The organism is Streptomyces calvus (assembly GCF_006782915.1).
Classification (GTDB): domain Bacteria; phylum Actinomycetota; class Actinomycetes; order Streptomycetales; family Streptomycetaceae; genus Streptomyces; species Streptomyces calvus.
In genome coordinates this window covers 1-18,345 of sequence record NZ_VCNP01000056.1, presented here as the reverse complement: position 1 = coordinate 18,345, position 18,345 = coordinate 1, and the positions used below count along the sequence as shown (strand labels likewise).

The following is an 18,345-nucleotide window of genomic DNA, read 5'->3' as shown; positions in this document are numbered from 1 at the left end:
TCACCGACCTTAGCGGCCGTCCGTGGCAGGCTCGGACGCGGGCGGCTTCGGCGGAGGGGACGGCTGTGGTGACGGGGACGGGGCGTGGGGCGCGACTGGCGGCGGCCGTGGCGGCGGTGCGGCCGGCAAGCGGTGCGGGGCTGTCGGTGGCGGCCGTGGACCTGGCGAGCGGGGAGACCGTCTCGTACGGCGGCCGGGCGTTCGTCACGGCGAGTGTCGTCAAGGTCGACATCCTGGCGGCGCTGCTGCTCGGGGCGCAGGACGCCGGACGGGAGCCGACCGCGCAGGAGCGGTCGTACGCGGCCGCGATGATCGAGCGCAGCGACAACGACGCGGCGTCGGCGCTGTGGGACCGGATCGGACGGGCGGCCGGCCTGAACGCGGCGAACGCCCGCCTCGGGCTGACGGAGACCACGGGCGGCGACGGCACGCTGTGGGGGCTGACCCGCACCACGGCCGTGGACCGGCTGAGGCTGCTGCGGCAGGTGTTCGGCGAGGACGCGGAAAGGTCGGAGCTGGGCGAGGACGCGCGGGCGTACGCGCGGGGGCTGATGCGGCGGGTCGTGCCGGACCAGGCGTGGGGCGTGCCGGCCGTGGCGGACCCGGGCACGGCGTGGGCCGTGAAGAACGGTTGGCTGCCGCGGGACGCGACCGGGCTGTGGGTGGTGCACAGCGTCGGCTGCGTCACCGTCGGCGGCCGGGTGTGCCTCATGGCGGTGCTGTCCGACGGCAACGCGTCCCGGGCGCGGGGTGTGGCCATGGTGGAGCGCGCCGCGGCGGCGGCCCGGTCGGTGTGGCAGGAGTGTCCCGCCGTCGGCCGCGCCGACGGGGACGGCGGGCCCTAGTAGTCCTCGCCGTGGGTGCGGCGGCCCCGCCACAGGACCACCGCGGCCACCAGCAGCACGCCGCCGGCGCCGCCCGCCAGCGGGGCCGCCCAGTCGGCGGTGTCGTCGGACTCGGTGGCGTCCGGGCCGGGGCCGAAGTAGCGGTCGCCGTGGGCCGCCGACTTCAGGCCCTCCGGTTCCAGGCGGCCGGCCGCCTCGATCGCGGCGGCCGGGTCGATGAAGCCGAAGCCCCGGGAGTCGTCGCGGCCGTCGGCGGGGGCGTTGCGGGCGGTGTCCTCCAGGAGGCGCTTGACCTGGGCCGGGGTCAGGCCCGGGTGGGCGGCCTTGACCAGGGCGACGGCGCCGGAGACGAACGCGGCGGCGGCGCTGGTGCCCCAGCCCTCGTAGTACTTGTGGTCCGGGTCGGCGATGATCACGTCGACGCCGGGCGCGCTGACCGTGGCGTACCAGCGGCGGGTGGAGAACGGGGCGCGGGTGCCGTAGCGGTCGACGGCGGTCACGGCGATGACCCCCGGGTAGGCGGCCGGGTAGGAGATGCGGTCGCCCTTCTCGCCGCCGTTGCCCGCGGAGGCGACGACGACCACGCCCTTGCGCAGCGCGTACTGGATGGCCTCGTCCTCGCCGGGTTCGGGGTGTGCGGAGGCCGAGTCGTCGCCGAGGGACAGGTTGATGACGTCGGCGCCGTGGTCGGCGGCCCAGCGGATGCCCTCGGCCAGGGCGTTGCCGCGGGTGCTGCGGGCCTTGGCGCGGGAGGGGTCGCCGTCCTCCAGGATGACGCGGACGGGCAGGATCTTCGCCTCGGGTGCGATGCCCATGACGCCGTCGGCGTTGCCGGGGCCGTGTCCGTGGCCGGCGATGATGCCGGCCATGGCGGTGCCGTGCCGGGCCCAGGCGCGGTCGCCCTCGCTCGCGCCGAAGCCGACCAGGTCCTCGCCGGTGAGGACGTTGCCCTCGAGGTCGGGGTGGTCGGCCTCGACGCCGGTGTCGAGGACGGCGACGGTGACGCCCGCTCCCTTGGTGGTCTGCCAGGCCTGCGCGGTGTGCATGGCCTCCAGGGACCACTGGCGGGCGCGGATGCCGTCGGCGTGGGCGGGCGCGGTGGGGAGCAGCACGAGGGTGCCGGCGAGGAGGACGGCGAGGACCGCGGCGGGGCGGCGGCCGGTGAGCGGCCTCATGAGGGCCGTTCCGTGGCGGTGCCGGCCTTCTTGCGCAGACCGCGTTCGACGCGGTCGGCGAGGCCCTGTGCCTCGTGGCCGAGGCCCGCCTGGGCGGGGGCGGTGGTGGCTCCGGACTCCATGGCATCCTCGGCGGGTTGCGGGGTGTCGACGGCACGGCCGTCGGCCCAGCCGGAGACGGCGTAGACGACGACGGGGGCGTCCGTGAGGACGGAGATCGCCCAGGAGGCGCGCTGCCGCGCGCCGAACCCGGCGGCGGCGGTGCCCTCCGCGGCGTACGGCAGCGGCATCAGGTCGGTACGGCGGTCCAGGCGGTCCCGGTCGAAACGGTCGGCGAGGGCGGTCATGCCGGCGGCGTCGGCCGTGGTGAAGAGCAGGCCCACGGTGGTGACGTGGCTCTGGGTGGCGTCGGTGTAGGTGGCGCGCAGCAGGCGCTCGCAGCCGACCGGTGCGAGGGCCTTGCGCAGCAGCGGGTCGAAGGCGTCCCGGCAGCCGCTGTCGGGGGCGACGGCGATCCGGGTCCAGAACCGGTCGGCGCCGCCGGGGCCCGCGCCCTTGCCCTGCACGGTGGGCGGGAACAGCTGGTCGACGGGGACGTTGTGCCACATGTCCCCGGCGGCGGCGAAGCTGCCGCGCGATCCGGGCCGGTCCGCGTCACCGGTGAGCCAGCTGCCGGCGACGGCGCCGCCGATGAGGCCGGTGCCGAGGACGAGGCAGGCGGCGGCCGCCGCGACCTGTGACCGGTTGCGGCGCCCGAGCGGGCGCGGGCGCGCGTCGACGTCGTAGCCCTCCGGCTCCCCGAAGGTCACGCGGGGCCGCCGCGCGTCTGCGGCGGTGCGGCCGGGGGTCGGGGGCGCGCTCCAGGAGAGCCCGGGGTCGGGCGCGGCGGCGGACGGGTGGGCGGAGCCCTGTGCGGGGCGGCGCGGAGCGCCGGGAGCCGGGCGGGACGGGACGGGCGGCACCGACGGCGTCCCGCCCGGCCGGGAGTCCGGGTCGGCGGGGACGGGCCGCAGCGGGGTGGTCGTCTCCGAGGGACTCTCCGGCGGGACGCCGGTGCCGGGTGCGCCGGTGCGGTGGGCGGACTGCGACGGAGCGCCGGAGCCGGGTGCGCCGGTGCGGTTGGGGGATTGCGGCGGGGCGCCGGAGCCGGGTGCGCCGGTGCCGTGGGCGGACTGCGGTGGGACGCCGGAGCCGGGTGCGCCGGTGCCGTGGGTGGGCTGCGGGGGTACGGAGGGGGTGTCGGCCGGGGTGTGCGGGCTTCGGCCGGCGGTCGGCGGCGCGTCGGGGAAACGTGCGGAGGCGCGCGGCGGCGGGGGCGGGGACACCTCGCCGCCGGGGCCCGTGAGACGCGGCCGCGGCACCGAAGGGCCGCGGGAGTCCCGGGACTGCGCGGAGCCGGCGGTGCGCCCCTCGGCCCCGCCTCCGTCGGCCGCCTCACCCGCACCGAACACACCGGTGCCACGCGCGGTGCGTCCGCGGGGGCCGGCCACGCCGGGTACGGCACCGGACGCCGGCTCACGGACGTCGTAGACGCTCGGGCCGCCCGCGGTACCGGCGGCCTCCGCGCCGGCGGACGTACCGCCGGATTCGGTACCGGCCGCCCCGTCGCGCGGCTCTCGCGCCTGGAAGGCACCCGTACCGTCCACGGTGCGTCCCCGGGGACCGGACGGGTCCGAACCGCCGGTGGAGGGCACCGGCGTGCGGGTGTCGAAGAGACCGGTGCCGCCCGCGGTACGGCCCCGGGGAACCGATCCGCCACCGGCGCCGGGGCCGGCCGCCGGTTCGCGGCCGTCGAAGGCGCCGGGACCGCCCGCGGTGCGTCCGCGCGGGACCGTCGGGGCGGGAGGCGTGAGGCCGGGTCCGTCGGTCGGGCCGGGGTTGCGGAGGCCGGGCCCGTCGGTCGGGGCGGCGCTTGGGATGCCGGGCCCGTCGGTCGGGGCGGCGCTTGCGATGCCGGTTGCGTCGGTCGCGGCGGGGGTTCGGGGGCCGGGGCCGTGGGGGGAATCCTGGTTGTTCTGGGGGTCACGGTCCGCCGGGGCGGGGGCGGGCGGGTGCGCGGGGCGGGGCGGGACGGGGGGACGCGGGGGGAAGGAGGCGCGCCGCGCTTCCGTGCTCATGCACCCCCCGTTTCCTCGTGCCCGGGCCGTCCACTGCCGCGGGCCGGTGATCTCCTGCCAGGGGCCCGGACTCGTCCCGGGCACAGATACCCGCACGGACGGCACGTCATCCCGCCCGGACTCCGGGCCGGCGCCGATCCGCCGTGCGTGCGCGTCACTCTACGGCGTGGCCCCGCCCGTACGGGAACCCAGTCCGCACCGCCGCGGCATCTGCCCGGAACGTCCCCCTACCCTGCGGTAATCCCGTCTGGCAGGCTGCGCTCATGACTGCGCGCTCCGTCGACCGGGCCCGTTACGACCGGGCCACGGCCCAGCTCGACGCCCCGCTCGCCCTCGTGGATCTCGACGCCTTCGACGCCAACGCGGACGATCTGGTCCGCCGGGCGGGCGGCAAGCCGGTGCGGGTCGCCAGCAAGTCCGTGCGGTGTCGCGCGCTGCTCGAACGGGTCCTGGCCCGGGAGGGCTTCGCGGGCATCATGTCGTTCACCCTCGCCGAGTCCCTGTGGCTGGCCCGCTCCGGTTTCGACGACGTCCTGCTGGCCTACCCGTCGGCCGACCGCGCCGGGTACGCGGAACTGGCCGCCGATCCGGGGCTCGCCGCCGCCGTCACCGTCATGGTCGACGACCCGGCGCAGCTGGACCTGATCGACGCCTCGCGTGCGGGCGGCGGCGAAGTGGTGCGGGTGTGCCTGGAGTTGGACACGTCGCTGAAGCTGCTCGGCGGGCGGGTGCGGGTCGGCGCCCGGCGTTCCCCGCTCCACTCCCCCGGCCAGGTCGCCGCCCTGGCGCGCGCGGTGTCCCGGCGCCCGGGCTTCCGGGTCGTGGGGATCATGGCGTACGAGGGTCATGTGGCCGGGGTCGGCGACGCGGTGGCCGGGCGGCCGCTGCGGTCGCGTGCGGTGCGGCTGATGCAGGCCGCCGCCCGCCGGGAACTCGCCCAGCGGCGGGCCGCCGTGGTGCGGGCGGTGCGGGAGGTCGTACCGGATCTGGAGTTCGTCAACGGCGGCGGCACGGGCAGTGTGCAGCACACCGCCGCGGAGGACGCGGTGACGGAGATAGCGGCCGGTTCGGGGCTGTACGTGCCGCGGCTGTTCGACAACTACACGTCGTTCAGCGGGCGCCCGTCGGCGCTGTTCGCGCTGCCCGTGGTGCGGCGCCCGGGCGTGGGTGCGGTGACGGTGCTGGGCGGCGGGTATCCGGCGTCCGGCGCGCCCGGCGCGGACCGGCTGCCGGTGCCGTACCTGCCCGAGGGGCTGCGGTACGACCCGCAGGAGGGGGCCGGTGAGGTGCAGACGCCGCTGCTGGGGTCGCCCGCCGACGATCTGCTGATCGGCGACAAGGTGTGGTTCCGGCACGCCAAGGCGGGCGAGCTGTGCGAGCGGTTCGACGCGCTGCACCTGGTCGAGGGCGACGCGGTGACGGCGACGGTGCCGACGTACCGCGGCGAGGGCCGCACGTTCCTCTAGGTGTGCTGTCCGGACAGGTTGGTGACGCGGCTGGCGGGTGTCTGGCCGTGGATGCCGGTGTGGGGGCGGTGGTAGTTGTACCAGTCCAGCCAGTCGGGAAACGTGGCCTGGCGTTCGCGGTCTGAGGTGTAGGGCCGCTGGTAGGCCCACTCCTCGAGCAGGGTGCGGTGGAAGCGTTCGACTTTGCCGTTGGTCTGCGGCCGCCAGGGCCTCGTCCAGCGGGGGCTGATGCCCAGCTCGTGGCAGGTCTGGCGCCAGGTGTTCTTGGTGTAGGCCCAGGCGTTGTCGGTCAGCACGCGCTCGACGGTGACGCCTTGCTGGGCGAACCAGGCAGTTGCCCGTCGCAGGAAGGCTGCGCAGGTGGCGGCCTTCTCATCGGGAAGGTCCTCGGTGTAGGCGAGGCGGGTGTGGTCGTCCAGGGCGGTGTGCAGGTAGGCGTATCCGGTGCCGTTGCGGCGGTCCTGGTTGGCCCGGCCGGCTGCCCGGCCGAGGACCTTGTGGCCGCCGCCGTCGGGGATGCGGCCGAGCTTCTTGACGTCGATGTGGACCAGTTCGCCGGGCCGGGCACGCTCGTAGCGGCGGACGGGTTCGCCGGTGGCCCGGTCGCAGGCGGCGAGCGCGGGCAGGCCGTGCCGGACGAGGACGCGGTGGGCGGTGGAAGCGGCGATGCCGGCACGGGCGGCCAGACGCAGCGGACCGATCCGGTGTTCGCGTCGCAGCCGCACCACCTGCTGTTCGACCGGGGCGGGCGTCTGGCGCGGGCTGTGGTGCGGGCGGCTGGAGCGGTCGAGCATCCCGGCCGCGCCCAGCTGCCGGTAGCGGCCCGCCCAGCGTGCGGCGGTGGTGGGGCTGACCTGGAAGCGTTCCGCGGCCCGCCGCAGCGGCCAGCCTTCCTCCACGACACACCGGCCAGACGCAGCGGACCGATCCGGTGTTCGCGTCGCAGCCGCCCCACCTGCTGTTCGACCGGGGCGGGCGTCTGGCGCGGGCTGTGGTGCGGGCGGCTGGAGCGGTCGAGCATCCCGGCCGCGCCCAGCTGCCGGGAGCGGCCCGCCCAGCGTGCGGCGGTGGTGGGGCTGACCTGGAAGCGTTCCGCGGCCCGCCGCAGCGGCCAGCCTTCGTCCACGACACACCGGGCCAGACGCAGCCTCCCGGTCGGAGTCAGCGGGGCATTACGGTGGGACACGAGGGCCTCCTGAGCTTCGGCGGTAGATGTCGCGATCCACACCGAACCCAGAAGGCCCTCACCTGTTCAAGCACCCAGCACGCGTGTCACCAACGTCCCGGGACAGCACATCTAGGGCCTGTCGGTCGGGCCGATGCTGCTGCCGACGCCGCCGCCGGAGTCGGCGTCGGTGGCCGAGCGGATGCCCTCGGTGATGCGGTCCATGTCGGCCAGGGGCGGGCCGTCCTCGCCGGCGTCGAAGACGTAGCGGACGACGACCGGGGACTCGGTGCCGACGCTGGACGGGAAGACCAGGGACTGCACGTAGCCGCCGGGCCCCTTGGCGGTGGTCACGCGCCAGCGCACGTAGTACCCGGCGCGGCCCGCCACCGCGACCGTGCCGGATCCGACGGCCTCGTGGGACTCGATGCCGCCGTAGGGGCGGTTGCCGACGGCGTCCTGGTCGAAGGCCTCGTCGGCGGCGTCCCGGATGTCCCGCTCGGCGAGCAGCCGTGGCGAGGTCTCGTCGCTGGCGGTCACCGTGCGGGAGATGACGAGGCCGTGGCGGCAGACGGTGCCCTCGCCGGGGCAGTCGTAGGTGCCCTCGGTGGTCATGACGACGTCGTCCTCGGCGACGTGCTCGGGGCGGGTCCAGCCGTCGAGGAGCGGGAAGGTGATGCCGTTGAGCTGGTCCTCGACGACGTGCGGGTCCGCTGAGGCGGACTCGGACTCGGACGGTGACGGGGTGCCCGCGGTGGAGGGCGTGGCGGTGGGGGCCGTGGTGGTGGCCGGTGCGCTCCTCGTGCCGGGGCCGTCGTCGTCGCCGAGGAACACCGCGCCGGTGACGATCGCGGCGACGAGCACCGCGCCCGCGGTGGTGAGCGCGATCGCCCGCGCCCGGCCGGTGCCCGCGGTGCCGTCCGGCGACGGGGGCACCGGAGGGCCGGCGGCCTCGGGGGCGCGCCGGTGCTCGGTCCAGGCCGTGCCGTCCCACCAGCGTTCCAGGTGGGGTCCGTGCGGGTCGGGGTACCAGCCGGGCGGGGGCGTCATGCTCATTGCGGCACTGTAGGACGGGCGCTACAGCGGCGTGACGTACGCCCCCGAGATTCCGCCGTCCACCAGGAAGTCGGTGGCGTTGACGAAGGAGGAGTCGTCGCTGGCCAGGAAGGCGACGGCGGCGGCGATCTCCTCCGCCTCGGCGAACCGGCCGAGCGGGATGTGCACCAGGCGGCGGGCGGCGCGCTCGGGGTCCTTGGCGAAGAGTTCCTGCAGGAGCGGGGTGTTGACCGGGCCGGGGCACAGCGCGTTGACGCGGATGCCCTCGCGGGCGAACTGCACGCCGAGTTCCCGGGACATGGCGAGAACGCCGCCCTTGGAGGCGGTGTACGAGATCTGGCTGGTGGCCGCGCCCATCCGGGCCACGAAGGACGCCGTGTTGATGATCGAGCCCTTGCCCTGGCGCCGCATGTAGGGGATGGCGGCCTTGCAGCACAGGTAGACGGAGGTGAGGTTGACCTCCTGGACGCGCTTCCAGGCGTCCAGTCCGGTCTCCAGGATGGAGTCGTCGTCGGGCGGGGAGATGCCGGCGTTGTTGAAGGCGATGTCGACGCTGCCGTAGGTGTCGTACGCGGTCCGGAACAGCGCCTCGACCTGCTCCGGGTCGGTGACGTCGACGTTCACGAAGAGGCCGCCGGTCTCCTCGGCGGCGGCCTTGCCGCGTGCCTCGTCCACGTCGCCGCAGACCACGTGCGCGCCCTCGGAGGCGAGCCGGCGGGCGGTGGCCAGGCCGATGCCGCTGCCGGCTCCGGTGACGACGGCGGTGCGGCCGGCCAGTCGGCGGCAGATGGTGTCCTCGCTCATGTGCGGTCAGGCCTCCGTGCTGATGAAGACGTTCTTGGTTTCGGTGAAGGCGGCCAGCGCGTCCGGGCCGAGCTCGCGCCCGACGCCGGACTGCTTGAACCCGCCGAAGGGGGTCCAGTAGCGGACGCTGGAGTGGGAGTTGACGGACAGGTTGCCCGCGCGGACCGACTGGGAGACGCGCAGGGCGCGGCCGGCGTCCCGGGTCCAGATCGAGCCGGACAGGCCGTAGTCGGTGGCGTTGGCCAGGCGTACGGCGTCGGCCTCGTCGTCGAAGGGCAGGACGACGGCGACGGGGCCGAAGACCTCCTCGACGGCCACGCGGGCGCGGGGGTCGACGCCGGTGAGGACGGTGGGCGGGTACCAGTGGCCGGGGCCCTCGGGTGCCTTGCCGCGGATGCCGTCGAGGTCGTCGGTGACGTAGGAGCGGACGCGGTCGAGCTGGGTGCGGGAGATCAGCGGGCCCATCTGGACGTTCTCGTCGGCCGGGTCGCCGACCCGGACGGACTCGATCGCGGGGGCGAGCAGTTCCAGGAAGCGGTCGTGCACGGAGCGCTGGACGAGGATGCGGGTGCGGGCGCAGCAGTCCTGTCCGGCGTTGTCGAGGAAGGACATGGGTGCGGCGGCCGCGGCGGTCTCCAGGTCGGCGTCGGCGAAGACGATGTTGGGGCTCTTGCCGCCGAGTTCCAGGGTGACGCGCTTGAGGTGCGCCGCGCCCTTGGCCCACACCTGTTTGCCCACGGCCGTCGACCCGGTGAAGACGATCTTGGCGACGCCGGGGTGTTCCACGAGGGCGTTGCCGGCGACGGGGCCGTGTCCGGGCAGCACCTGGAACAGGCCCTCCGGGAGCCCTGCGTGCAGGGCGAGTTCGGCCAGGCGCAGGGCGGTGAGCGGGGTCGTCTCGGCCGGTTTTAGGATCACGGCGTTGCCCGCGGCGAGCGCCGGTGCGGTGCCCCAGGCGGCGATGGGCATCGGGAAGTTCCAGGGGGCGATCACGCCGACGACGCCGAGCGGTTCGAGGAAGGTGACGTTCACTCCGCCGGGGACCGGGATCTGCCGGCCGGTGAGGCGTTCCACTCCCCCGGCCGCGTAGTCGAGCAGGTCGCGGACGTTGCCCGCCTCCCAGCGGGCGTTGCCGAGGGTGTGGCCGGCCTCGCGGACCTCCAGCCGGGCCAGTTCCTCGACGTGCTCGTCGACGGTGGCGGCGAACCGGCGCAGCAGCCGGGCCCGTTCGCCGGGCGCGAGGGCGGCCCAGGCGGTCTGCGCGCGGGTGGCGCGTACGACGGCGGCGGCGACGTCGGCGGGGGTGGCGGCCGGGACGGTGGCGATCACCTCCTCGGTCGCGGGGTTCTGTACCTGGAGTTCGGTGGACTGCTCGGACACGGAGGGCCTCACATGCGTTCGAAGGAGCGGCGCAGCTCCCAGTCGGTGACCGCGGCGTCGAAGGCGTCGGTCTCGACGCGCGCCATGTTGCGGTAGTGCGCGACGACCTCGTCGCCGAAGGCCGCCTCGGCGATCGCGCTGTTCTCCCACAGCTCGGCGGCCTCGCGCAGGGTGGTGGGGACGTGTGCGAAGCCGGCGGTGTAGGCGTTGCCGGGGCAGGGTTCGGGCAGTTCCAGCTTGTGCTCGACGCCGTACAGGCCGGCGGCGACCATGCCGGCCACGGCGAGGTGCGGGTTGACGTCGCCGCCCGGGAGCCGGTTCTCGAAGCGCAGCGAGCGGCCGTGGCCGACCACGCGCAGGGCGCAGGTGCGGTTGTCGCGGCCCCAGGCGACGGCGGTCGGGGCGAAGGAGCCCGGCTGGAAGCGTTTGTAGGAGTTGATGTGCGGGGCGTAGAGCAGGGAGAACTCGCGGAGCGCGGCGAGCTGTCCGGCGAGGAAGTGCCGCATCAGCTCGGACATGCCGCCCGGGTCCTGCGCGGTGCCCGCCATGACGTTGGTGCCGTCGGCGTCCGCGAGGGAGAGGTGGATGTGGCAGGAGTTGCCCTCGCGTTCGTTGTACTTGGCCATGAAGGTGATCGAGACGCCCTCCTGGGCGGCGATCTCCTTGGCGCCGGTCTTGTAGACCGCGTGCTGGTCGCAGGTGACCAGGGCCTCGTCGTAGCGGAAGGCGATCTCGTGCTGGCCGGGGTTGCACTCGCCCTTGGCGGACTCGACGGTGAGTCCGGCGCCGGCCATCTCGTTGCGGATGCGGCGCAGCAGGGGTTCGATGCGTCCGGTGCCGAGCACGGAGTAGTCGATGTTGTACTGGTTGGCCGGGGTGAGGCCGCGGTAGCCGGCGTCCCAGGCCTGTTCGTAGGTGTCCTTGAAGACGATGAACTCCAGCTCCGTGCCGACCTGGGCGGTCAGGCCGAGTTCGGCCAGCCGGTCGAGCTGGCGGCGCAGGATCTGGCGGGGTGCGGCGACGACCGGGGAGCCGTCGTCCCAGGCGAGGTCGGCGATGACCAGGGCGGTGCCCTCGTTCCACGGCACGCGGCGCAGGGTGGCGAGGTCGGCGTGCATGGCGAAGTCGCCGTAGCCGCGCTCCCAGGAGGACATGGCGTAGCCGTCGACGGTGTTCATGTCGGCGTCGACGGCGAGCAGGTAGTTGCAGCCCTCGGTGCCGTGCTCCAGCACCTCGTCGAGGAAGAAGCGGGCGGCGAACCGCTTGCCCTGGAGCCGCCCCTGCATGTCGGGGAAGGCCAGGACGACGGTGTCGATCTCACCGCCGGCGACGAGGGCGTGCAGCTCCTCGACGGCGAGCGGGGGTGTGCGGTCTGCCACGGGAGACCCTCCTCGGGCTTCTTCGGTCAGCCGGGAGCCATAAGGTATTGCCGAGAACCATTGCTTGGGAAGGGGGCACGACCGGATGGCACGGGAAGCGGTCGGCGGCGTCGGGGACCGGCTGGCGCCGGTGCTGCGGCAGGTCCGCGCGGGCAACGGTTTCGAGGAGGCGCTGGAGCAGATCCTCCAGGTGCTGCGGCTCGGTCTGGTGGCGGGCGGGGAGCGGCTGCCGGCCGAACGGGAGCTCGCGGAGCGACTGGGCATCAGCCGGGTGACGCTGCGCGAGGTGCTGAAGGTGCTCCAGGACCAGGGCCTGGTGGAGTCGCGGCGCGGCCGGTACGGCGGCACGTTCGTGCTGCCCCGGCCGACCGACACGGGTGAGGCGGAGCTGCGGCGGCGGATCGCGGAGACCGACATCGAGGACGTGCTGCGCTTCCGCGAGGTGCTGGAGGTGGGCGCGGCGGGGCTGTGCGCGGCGCACGGGCTCACGGACGGGCAGGCGGCGCGGCTGCGCGCGGCGCTGGCCGGCACGCACGACGCGCCGCTGGCCGAGTACCGGCGCCTGGACACGCTGTTCCACCTCACGCTGGCCGAGCTGTCCGGCTCGCCGTCGCTGACCGCGCAGTACGCGGCGGTGCGGGCGACGGTGAACGACCTGCTGGACTGCATCCCGCTGCTGGTGCGCAACCTGGAGCACTCCCAGCGCCAGCACACGGCGCTGGTGGAGGCGGTGCTGGAGGGCGACGCGGACGGGGCGCGGGAGATGATGCGCGAGCACTGCGCGGGGACGGCGGCGCTGTTGCGGGGGTTCCTGGGCTGAGGACGCGTGCGGCGGGCCGGGGGCGGGCAGGGTTTACCGGGGCTTGACGCACGGGTCTTGCGCTCACGCGGTGCACGCCACGAAGGTATGGGCCCACAAAGGTCTGGATCCGCTCCATTGCCCATGTCAGCGCCGCCGCCCCCTGGGGAGTCGCCCCGTGAGCCTGCCATCCTCGTCCCGTGAACCCGCCGGTGCGGCGGACGACGACTACCTGGAGCGCAGGAAACTGCGCCGCGGCAGCGCCGGCTGGCTGCTGCTGACCGGCCTCGGCGTCGCCTACGTCGTCTCCGGTGACTACTCGGGCTGGAACTTCGGCCTGGCCGAGGGCGGCTTCGGCGGCCTGGCGATCGCCATGGTGCTGATGGGCGCCATGTACACCTGCATGGTGTTCGCCCTGGCCGAGCTGTCCTCGATCCTGCCCACGGCCGGCGGCGGCTACGGCTTCGCCCGCCGGGCGCTCGGCCCCTGGGGCGGGTTCCTCACCGGCACGGCGATCCTCATCGAGTACGTCCTCGCGCCCGCCGCGATCTCCATCTTCATCGGCGACTACGTCGAGTCCCTGGGCCTGTTCGGGCTGGAGTCCGGCTGGCCGGTGTACCTGGCCTGCTTCGTGCTCTTCATCGGCATCCACCTGTGGGGCGTCGGCGAGGCGCTGCGGTTCAGCTTCGTCGTCACGGGCATCGCGGTGGCCGCGCTGGTCGTCTTCGCGCTGGGGGCGCTGCCCGAGTTCGACGCCTCCTCGCTCGACGACATCCCGGTGGACTCCTCGGCGTTCGGCGCGAGTTCCTGGCTGCCGATGGGGCTGCTCGGCATCTGGGCGGCGTTCCCGTTCGGCATGTGGTTCTTCCTGGGCGTGGAGGGCGTGCCGCTGGCCGCCGAGGAGACCAGGGACCCGGCGCGTACGCTGCCGCGGGCGATCCGCTGGTCCATGGGCATCCTGGTGGTGCTGGCCGTGGTGACCTTCGTCGCGGCGGCCGGGGCGCGCGGCTCGGCCGCGGTGCAGGACGCGGGCAATCCGCTGGTGGAGGCGCTCCAGCCGGACGGCGAGGCGACGACGCTCAGCCGCATCGTGAACTACGCGGGCCTCGCCGGTCTGGTCGCGTCGTTCTTCTCGCTGATCTACGCCGGTTCGCGGCAGCTGTTCGCGCTGTCCCGCGCCGGTTACCTGCCGAAGTTCCTCTCCCTCACCAGCCGCCGCCGTGCGCCCTACCTCGGCCTGCTGGTGCCCGGCGCGATCGGTTTCGCGCTGGCCGCGGGCACGGGCAACGGCGCGCGCATGCTGAACATCGCCGTGTTCGGCGCGACCATCTCCTACGCGCTGATGTCGCTGTCGCACATCGTGCTGCGCCGCCGGGAGCCGGACCTGCCGCGGCCGTACCGCACGCCGGGCGGGGTGCTCACCTCGTCGGTGGCGCTGGTGCTGGCCTGCGCGGCGCTGGTGGCGACGTTCCTGGTGGACGTGACGGCGGCGTTCATCGCGCTGGCGGTGTACGTCGTGGCCCTGGCGTACTTCGGTCTGTACAGCCGCGGGCACCTGGTGGCGAAGGCGCCGGAGGAGGAGTTCGCGGCGCTGGCGGCCGCCGAGGCAGAGTTGTCACGGGACTGAGGCGCGGGAGGTGCTCGGCATGGCGGCCAGGCCGCTGATCGGGATCAGTACGTACACGGAGTCCGGTGTGCGCTGGGGCGTGTGGCAGCTGGACGCCGCGCTGCTGCCGGCCGGCTACCCGGGCCTGGTGCAGCGGGCGGGCGGACTGGCGGCGATGCTCCCGCCGGACGCGCCGGAGCACGCGGCGGCGGCCGTGGCGCGGCTCGACGGTCTGGTGATCGCGGGCGGCCCCGACGTGGAGCCGGTCCGCTACGGCGCCGAGCCCGACCCGCGCACCGGCCCGCCCGCCCGGGAGCGGGACGCCTGGGAGCTCGCGCTGATCGAGGCGGCCCTGGAGCGCCGGCTGCCGCTGCTCGGGATCTGCCGGGGCATGCAGCTGCTGAACGTCGCCCTCGGCGGCACCCTCGTCCAGCACCTCGACGGGCACGCGCAGGTGCCGGGCGTCTTCGGCCGGCACCCGGTCAAGCCGGTGCCGGGCACGCGCTACGCGGGCATCGTCCCGGAGGAGACGTCCGTGCCGACCTACCACCACCAGTGCGTGGACCGCCTCGGCGCGGGCCTGGTCCCGTCCGCGTACGCGGAGGACGGCACGGTGGAGGCGGTCGAACTGCCCGCGGGCCCCTCGGCCCCGTGGGTCCTGGGCGTGCAGTGGCACCCGGAGATGGGTGAGGACGTCCGCGTGATGCGGGCGCTCACCGCGGCCGCCGCCGACCGCGCTCCGTCCTGAACGGCCCGCTCGGCCGCGGGTGAACGGCCCGCTCAGCCGCGGGTGAGCGACAGCAGGTCCCGGGCCGGGCCGGTGGGCCGGTGGCCCGTGGGCCAGACCGCGCGCAGGTCGCGGGCGAGGGCGATGCCGTCGACGGGGATGCGGACCAGGCGGCGCATCGCCAGTTCCTCGCCGACGGCCAGTTCGCTGAGGACCGCCGGACCGGCGCCGCTGATCGCCGCCGCCTTCACCGCGGTCGTGGAGGACAGCTCGATCAGCGGCAGGGCCGGTCCGCCCAGGGCGGCGTCCAGGACCTGCCGGGTGCCGGAGCCCTTCTCCCGCAGGATCAGCGGCGTCGTCACCAGTTCCCCGGCGGCGAGCGGGCGCCGACGGCGGGCCCAGGCGTGCGTCGGCGCCGTCACGACGATCAGCCGGTCGTGGGCGATCACCGCCGAGTCCAGGCCCGCCGGCACCGTCACCCCCTCCACGAAGCCCAGGTCGGCCTCGCCGGACACCAGCCGCTCCGCCACCGCGGCCGAGTTCCCGGCCAGCAGCGACACCGCCGTGTCCGGCCGCTGGGCGCGCAGCGCGATCAGCCAGCCGGGCAGCAGGTACTCGGCGATCGTCATGCTCGCCGCCACCCGCAGCCGTGAGTCCCTGCGGTCCCGCAGCGCCTGCGCACCCGCGTCGAAGGCCTCCGCCGCCTCCACGATCCGTCGCGCCCAGTCGGTGACCAGCGCCCCCGCGGCCGTCAGCCGCGAACCCCGCGGCGAGCGGTCGACCAGGGCCACTCCGAGTTGCCGTTCCATGGACCGGATCCGGCTGCTCGCGGCGGGCTGGGTGATGCCGAGTTCCCGCGCCGCCCCGCCCAGACTGCCCAGCCGTGCCACCGCCAGCAGCAGCTCCAGCGCGCCGAGGTCCGGCACCCGGTGGGCCAGGGAGCCGAGGCCCGCGGGCCGGTCGTCGGCGTGCTCTTCCGTCCTGCTCATAAACCCAGCTTATGCGGCCATAGGGGTGAACTCCCTGGTGGCGGCCCTGGCCCGGTACGACGGTGGGTCCATGGTCACCGTCTCCGCACGCCCCGCGCACGCCGCTGCTCTGCGCCATCTCGGACCCAACTGGTACGCCTGCGTGATGGGCACGGCCGTGGTGGCCACCGCGGGCGCCGCGCTCCCCGTGCGGATCCCGGGGCTGCGCACCGCCCTCGCCGCCGTCTGGGCGCTGTCGCTGGTCCTGCTCGTGGCCCTGCTCGCCGCCCGCACGCTGCACTGGACCCGTCACGGCGACCAGGCCCGGGCCCATCTGCTCGACCCGGCCGTGGTGCCGTTCTACGGCTGTCTGTCCATGGCGCTGCTGGCCGTCGGCGGCGGCGCCCTGTCCGTCGGGCGGGACTGGATCGGGGCCGGTCCGGCGCTGGTCCTGGACGCCGTGCTGTTCTGCGCCGGTACGGCCGTCGGGCTGGCGGCCGCCGTGGCCGTCCCGTACCTCATGGCCGTACGCCACCGGCCCGGCCCGGAGCAGGCGACGCCCGTGTGGCTGCTGCCGCTGGTCGCGCCCATGGTGTCCGCCGCCGTCGGGCCGCACCTGGTGCCGCACCTGCCGCCCGGACAGCCCCGGCAGACGCTGCTGCTGGCCTGCTTCGCCCTGTTCGGGCTCAGTCTGCTCGCGACGCTGCTGATGCTGCCGCTGGTCTTCGCCCGCCTGGTCACCGGGGGCCCGCTGCCCCTGCCGCTCACCCCGACGCTGTTCCTGGTGCTCGGCCCGCTGGGCCAGTCCACCACCGCCGTCGGCGCGTTCGCGGACGCCGCTGCCGGCGTCGTGCCGTCGCCGTACGACCAGGGTTTCGGTCTGCTCGCCGTGCTGTACGGGGTGCCCGTGACGGGTTTCGCGCTGCTGTGGCTCTGCTTCGCCGCGGCGCATGTCGTACGGGCCCGCCGCCGCGGTATGCGGTTCTCGATGACCTGGTGGTCGTTCACCTTCCCGGTGGGCACCTGTGTCACCGGTGCCGCCGCCCTGTCCCGGCACACGGGACTGCTCGTCTACGACGGCCTGACGGTGCTCCTGTACGCGGGCCTGGTCGCCGCCTGGGCCACCGCCGCGCTGCACACCGCGCGCGGACTGGTCAGCGGCGCGCTGCCCGCAGCGCCCGCCCCAGCACCGTCGGTGCCTCGGCAAGCGACGGCCCGTACCAGGTCAGGTGCCGGCCGCTGACCAGCGCGCAGGGCAGACCGGCGAAGGCCTCGGGGCCGTCGTCCGCGGTGAAGCGGTACGGCTCGTCGGGGAGCACGACGAGGTCGGGCCGCGCCGCGCGCAGGTGCTCCAGCGGCAGGCGCGGATAGCGTTCGGGGTGGCCGGCGTACAGGTGGTGCACGCCGAGGCGGGACAGCAGGTCGCCCGCGAAGGTGTCCCGGCCGAGCACCATCCAGGGCCGCCGCCAGACGGGCACGACGGCCGTCCGCCGCTCCCGCGGCGCGGGCAGCGCCTCCCAGGCGGCCTCGGCCTCCTCCAGCCACCGCGGCCGCGCGGCGGTCCCGCAGGCGGTGAGCACCCGGTCCAGCTCGGCGAAGGCCTGCGGCAGCGTCCGCACCTCCGTCACCAGCACCCGCAGGCCGGCCGCGCGCAGGGCGGCCAGATCGGGTTCCCGGTTCTCCTCCTCGTTGGCGATCACCACGTCGGGCGCGAGCGCGGTGATCGTGTCGATCTTCGGGTTCTTGGTCCCCCCGACGCGTACGACGTCCAGACCGGCCGGATGCGTGCACGAGTCGGTGGCGCCGACCAGGGCGCCGGGCGCGGAGAGCGCCACCGCCTCCGTCAGTGACGGGACGAGGCAGACGACCCGGGGCGGGCTCATCGGCCCGGCTTGTCGCGGACCGCCTCGATGTGTTCGGCGACGGCGACGACGAGCAGCCGTGTCTCCGGGACCGTGGCCCGCCAGCGGTGCCGGACGCCTCCGGTGAGGTAGAGCGTGTCGCCGCGGCCCAGGCGGTAGGCGCGTCCCTCCGCCTCGATCTCCACGGCGCCGTCCGCGACGTACATCAACCGGTCGTTGCGGAACTGCAGTTCGCGGCCGGCGTCGTGGTCGCCGGTGAACTCCGAGGCGTGCATCTGGTGGTGGCCGCGCACCAGGGAGCGGGTCCGCGGGTCCGGCTCCGGTTCGCCGCCGGCCGGCTCCGCGCGCACGACGTCCACGCTGCACGCCGGGTCGGCGGCGGCCAGCAGTTCCACCGCGGTGGTGCGCAGCGCGTCGGCGACCTTCTCCAGGGAGCTCTGGCTGGGGCGCGCCCGCTCGTTCTCGATCTGGCTCAGGAACGGGACCGACAGGCCGCTGCGCTCGGCCACGACGGCGAGGGTGAGTTCCAGCGCGCGGCGGCGGCGCCGCACGGCCGCGCCCACCCGCAGGGGCTGTTCTTTGTGGTCGCCCATCGCTCCGGCTCCCTCCTTCGCCGTCCGCCCGCCGCCCTGTACGCCGGTGGCCGGCGCACCCCTTCTGTTCACTGCACCCTACGCATGTTCGGCAAACCGTTTCAGGCGGCTGTCACGTCGCCGTCATCTGCGGGCGGCACCGACCTCACAGTTCGCGCCAGCCGCCCGGTGCGCCCCTCGGCTTCCCCGTGGGTGCGATACGGGGTGTTCCCCGCCATTGTTCCCCGGGCGGGCCGGAAGGTCACGGGGAGGTTCGGGCAGGGCATGGCGCTCCGTGGTTGTCCGGATTCTTACCGTGTTCCCGGCGCGGTCCGGGACGCGTCCGTAGCGTCGCGCGCAGGCACCGAGCGGCGGGCCCGGGGCGCGCGCATGCACCGAGGGGCGGGCCCGAAGCGTCGCGTGC

General features: G+C 75.1%; 16 protein-coding genes and 1 pseudogene. 6 read left to right on the top strand and 11 right to left on the bottom strand.

The features are described from left to right. The first annotated feature begins 65 nt into the window (after positions 1–65). A complete protein-coding gene (locus tag FGW31_RS28415; protein ID WP_233452585.1) occupies positions 66–845 on the top strand; it encodes a serine hydrolase in 780 nt (259 codons plus the stop codon). Here FGW31_RS28415 and mycP read toward each other — a convergent pair. Then, positions 842–2,020 carry a type VII secretion-associated serine protease mycosin gene (mycP, locus tag FGW31_RS28410; protein ID WP_142196413.1) on the bottom strand — a complete coding sequence of 393 codons (1,179 nt, stop codon included), beginning with the start codon at positions 2,018–2,020 and terminating at the stop codon, positions 842–844. The genes FGW31_RS28415 and mycP overlap by 4 nt on opposite strands. Then, the gene (locus FGW31_RS36135) at positions 2,017–3,666 is read right to left on the bottom strand and encodes a hypothetical protein (RefSeq protein ID WP_308432317.1); all 1,650 of its coding nucleotides are present in this window, start codon (positions 3,664–3,666) and stop codon (positions 2,017–2,019) included. Before FGW31_RS36135 ends, mycP begins: the two co-directional genes overlap by 4 nt. Positions 3,667–4,400: 734 nt before the next feature. Between FGW31_RS36135 and FGW31_RS28400 the strand changes: the two genes are divergently transcribed. Next, positions 4,401–5,603 carry an amino acid deaminase/aldolase gene (locus FGW31_RS28400; protein WP_142196412.1) on the top strand — a complete coding sequence of 401 codons (1,203 nt, stop codon included), beginning with the start codon at positions 4,401–4,403 and terminating at the stop codon, positions 5,601–5,603. On the opposite strand, the gene FGW31_RS28395 is transcribed toward FGW31_RS28400, so the two are convergent. The 6 genes and pseudogenes from FGW31_RS28395 to FGW31_RS28370 all read right to left on the bottom strand — a co-directional run bounded on the left by FGW31_RS28395 (position 5,600) and on the right by FGW31_RS28370 (position 11,387). Beyond that, positions 5,600–6,502, bottom strand: a complete 903-nt coding sequence (locus FGW31_RS28395; protein WP_142196411.1) for an IS481 family transposase — start codon at positions 6,500–6,502, stop codon at positions 5,600–5,602. The genes FGW31_RS28400 and FGW31_RS28395 overlap by 4 nt on opposite strands. Before the next feature lie 8 nt (positions 6,503–6,510). After that, a pseudogene (locus FGW31_RS28390) lies at positions 6,511–6,789 on the bottom strand (leucine zipper domain-containing protein); the annotation flags it as partial. 111 nt (positions 6,790–6,900) lie between these two features. Further along, the gene (locus tag FGW31_RS28385) at positions 6,901–7,818 is read right to left on the bottom strand and encodes a DUF2510 domain-containing protein (RefSeq protein ID WP_142197264.1); all 918 of its coding nucleotides are present in this window, start codon (positions 7,816–7,818) and stop codon (positions 6,901–6,903) included. A gap of 27 nt (positions 7,819–7,845) precedes the next feature. Beyond that, positions 7,846–8,628, bottom strand: coding sequence for a 3-oxoacyl-ACP reductase (locus FGW31_RS28380; RefSeq protein WP_142196410.1), 783 nt, complete (start codon positions 8,626–8,628; stop codon positions 7,846–7,848). 6 nt (positions 8,629–8,634) lie between these two features. Beyond that, the gene (locus tag FGW31_RS28375; RefSeq protein ID WP_142196409.1) at positions 8,635–10,008 is read right to left on the bottom strand and encodes an aldehyde dehydrogenase family protein; all 1,374 of its coding nucleotides are present in this window, start codon (positions 10,006–10,008) and stop codon (positions 8,635–8,637) included. Between the two features lie 8 nt (positions 10,009–10,016). After that, positions 10,017–11,387, bottom strand: coding sequence for a glutamine synthetase family protein (locus FGW31_RS28370; RefSeq protein ID WP_142196408.1), 1,371 nt, complete (start codon positions 11,385–11,387; stop codon positions 10,017–10,019). Between the two features lie 85 nt (positions 11,388–11,472). On the opposite strand from FGW31_RS28370, the gene FGW31_RS28365 reads away from it, so the two are divergent. The 3 genes from FGW31_RS28365 (at position 11,473) to FGW31_RS28355 (ending at position 14,540) form a co-directional block, all read left to right on the top strand. Continuing rightward, positions 11,473–12,207, top strand: coding sequence for a FadR/GntR family transcriptional regulator (locus FGW31_RS28365; protein ID WP_142196407.1), 735 nt, complete (start codon positions 11,473–11,475; stop codon positions 12,205–12,207). Between the two features lie 157 nt (positions 12,208–12,364). Next, a complete protein-coding gene (gene eat / locus FGW31_RS28360; protein WP_373303445.1) occupies positions 12,365–13,813 on the top strand; it encodes an ethanolamine permease in 1,449 nt (482 codons plus the stop codon). Between the two features lie 19 nt (positions 13,814–13,832). Then, on the top strand, positions 13,833–14,540 hold the full coding sequence (locus FGW31_RS28355; protein ID WP_142196406.1) for a gamma-glutamyl-gamma-aminobutyrate hydrolase family protein: 708 nt from the start codon (positions 13,833–13,835) through the stop codon (positions 14,538–14,540). Positions 14,541–14,572: 32 nt separating this feature from the next. On the opposite strand, the gene FGW31_RS28350 is transcribed toward FGW31_RS28355, so the two are convergent. Next, the gene (locus FGW31_RS28350) at positions 14,573–15,508 is read right to left on the bottom strand and encodes a LysR family transcriptional regulator (RefSeq protein WP_142196405.1); all 936 of its coding nucleotides are present in this window, start codon (positions 15,506–15,508) and stop codon (positions 14,573–14,575) included. A gap of 70 nt (positions 15,509–15,578) precedes the next feature. On the opposite strand from FGW31_RS28350, the gene FGW31_RS28345 reads away from it, so the two are divergent. Further along, positions 15,579–16,730: a TDT family transporter gene (locus tag FGW31_RS28345; RefSeq protein ID WP_142197262.1), complete on the top strand. Its 1,152-nt coding sequence runs from the start codon at positions 15,579–15,581 to the stop codon at positions 16,728–16,730. On the opposite strand, the gene FGW31_RS28340 is transcribed toward FGW31_RS28345, so the two are convergent. Continuing rightward, entirely contained in the window at positions 16,642–17,370 is a 729-nt protein-coding gene (locus tag FGW31_RS28340; protein ID WP_142196404.1) for a helical backbone metal receptor, read from the bottom strand. The two genes, FGW31_RS28345 and FGW31_RS28340, sit on opposite strands and share 89 nt — an antisense overlap. Then, on the bottom strand, positions 17,367–17,942 hold the full coding sequence (locus FGW31_RS28335) for a helix-turn-helix domain-containing protein (protein WP_142196403.1): 576 nt from the start codon (positions 17,940–17,942) through the stop codon (positions 17,367–17,369). Before FGW31_RS28335 ends, FGW31_RS28340 begins: the two co-directional genes overlap by 4 nt. Positions 17,943–18,345 lie beyond the last annotated feature (403 nt).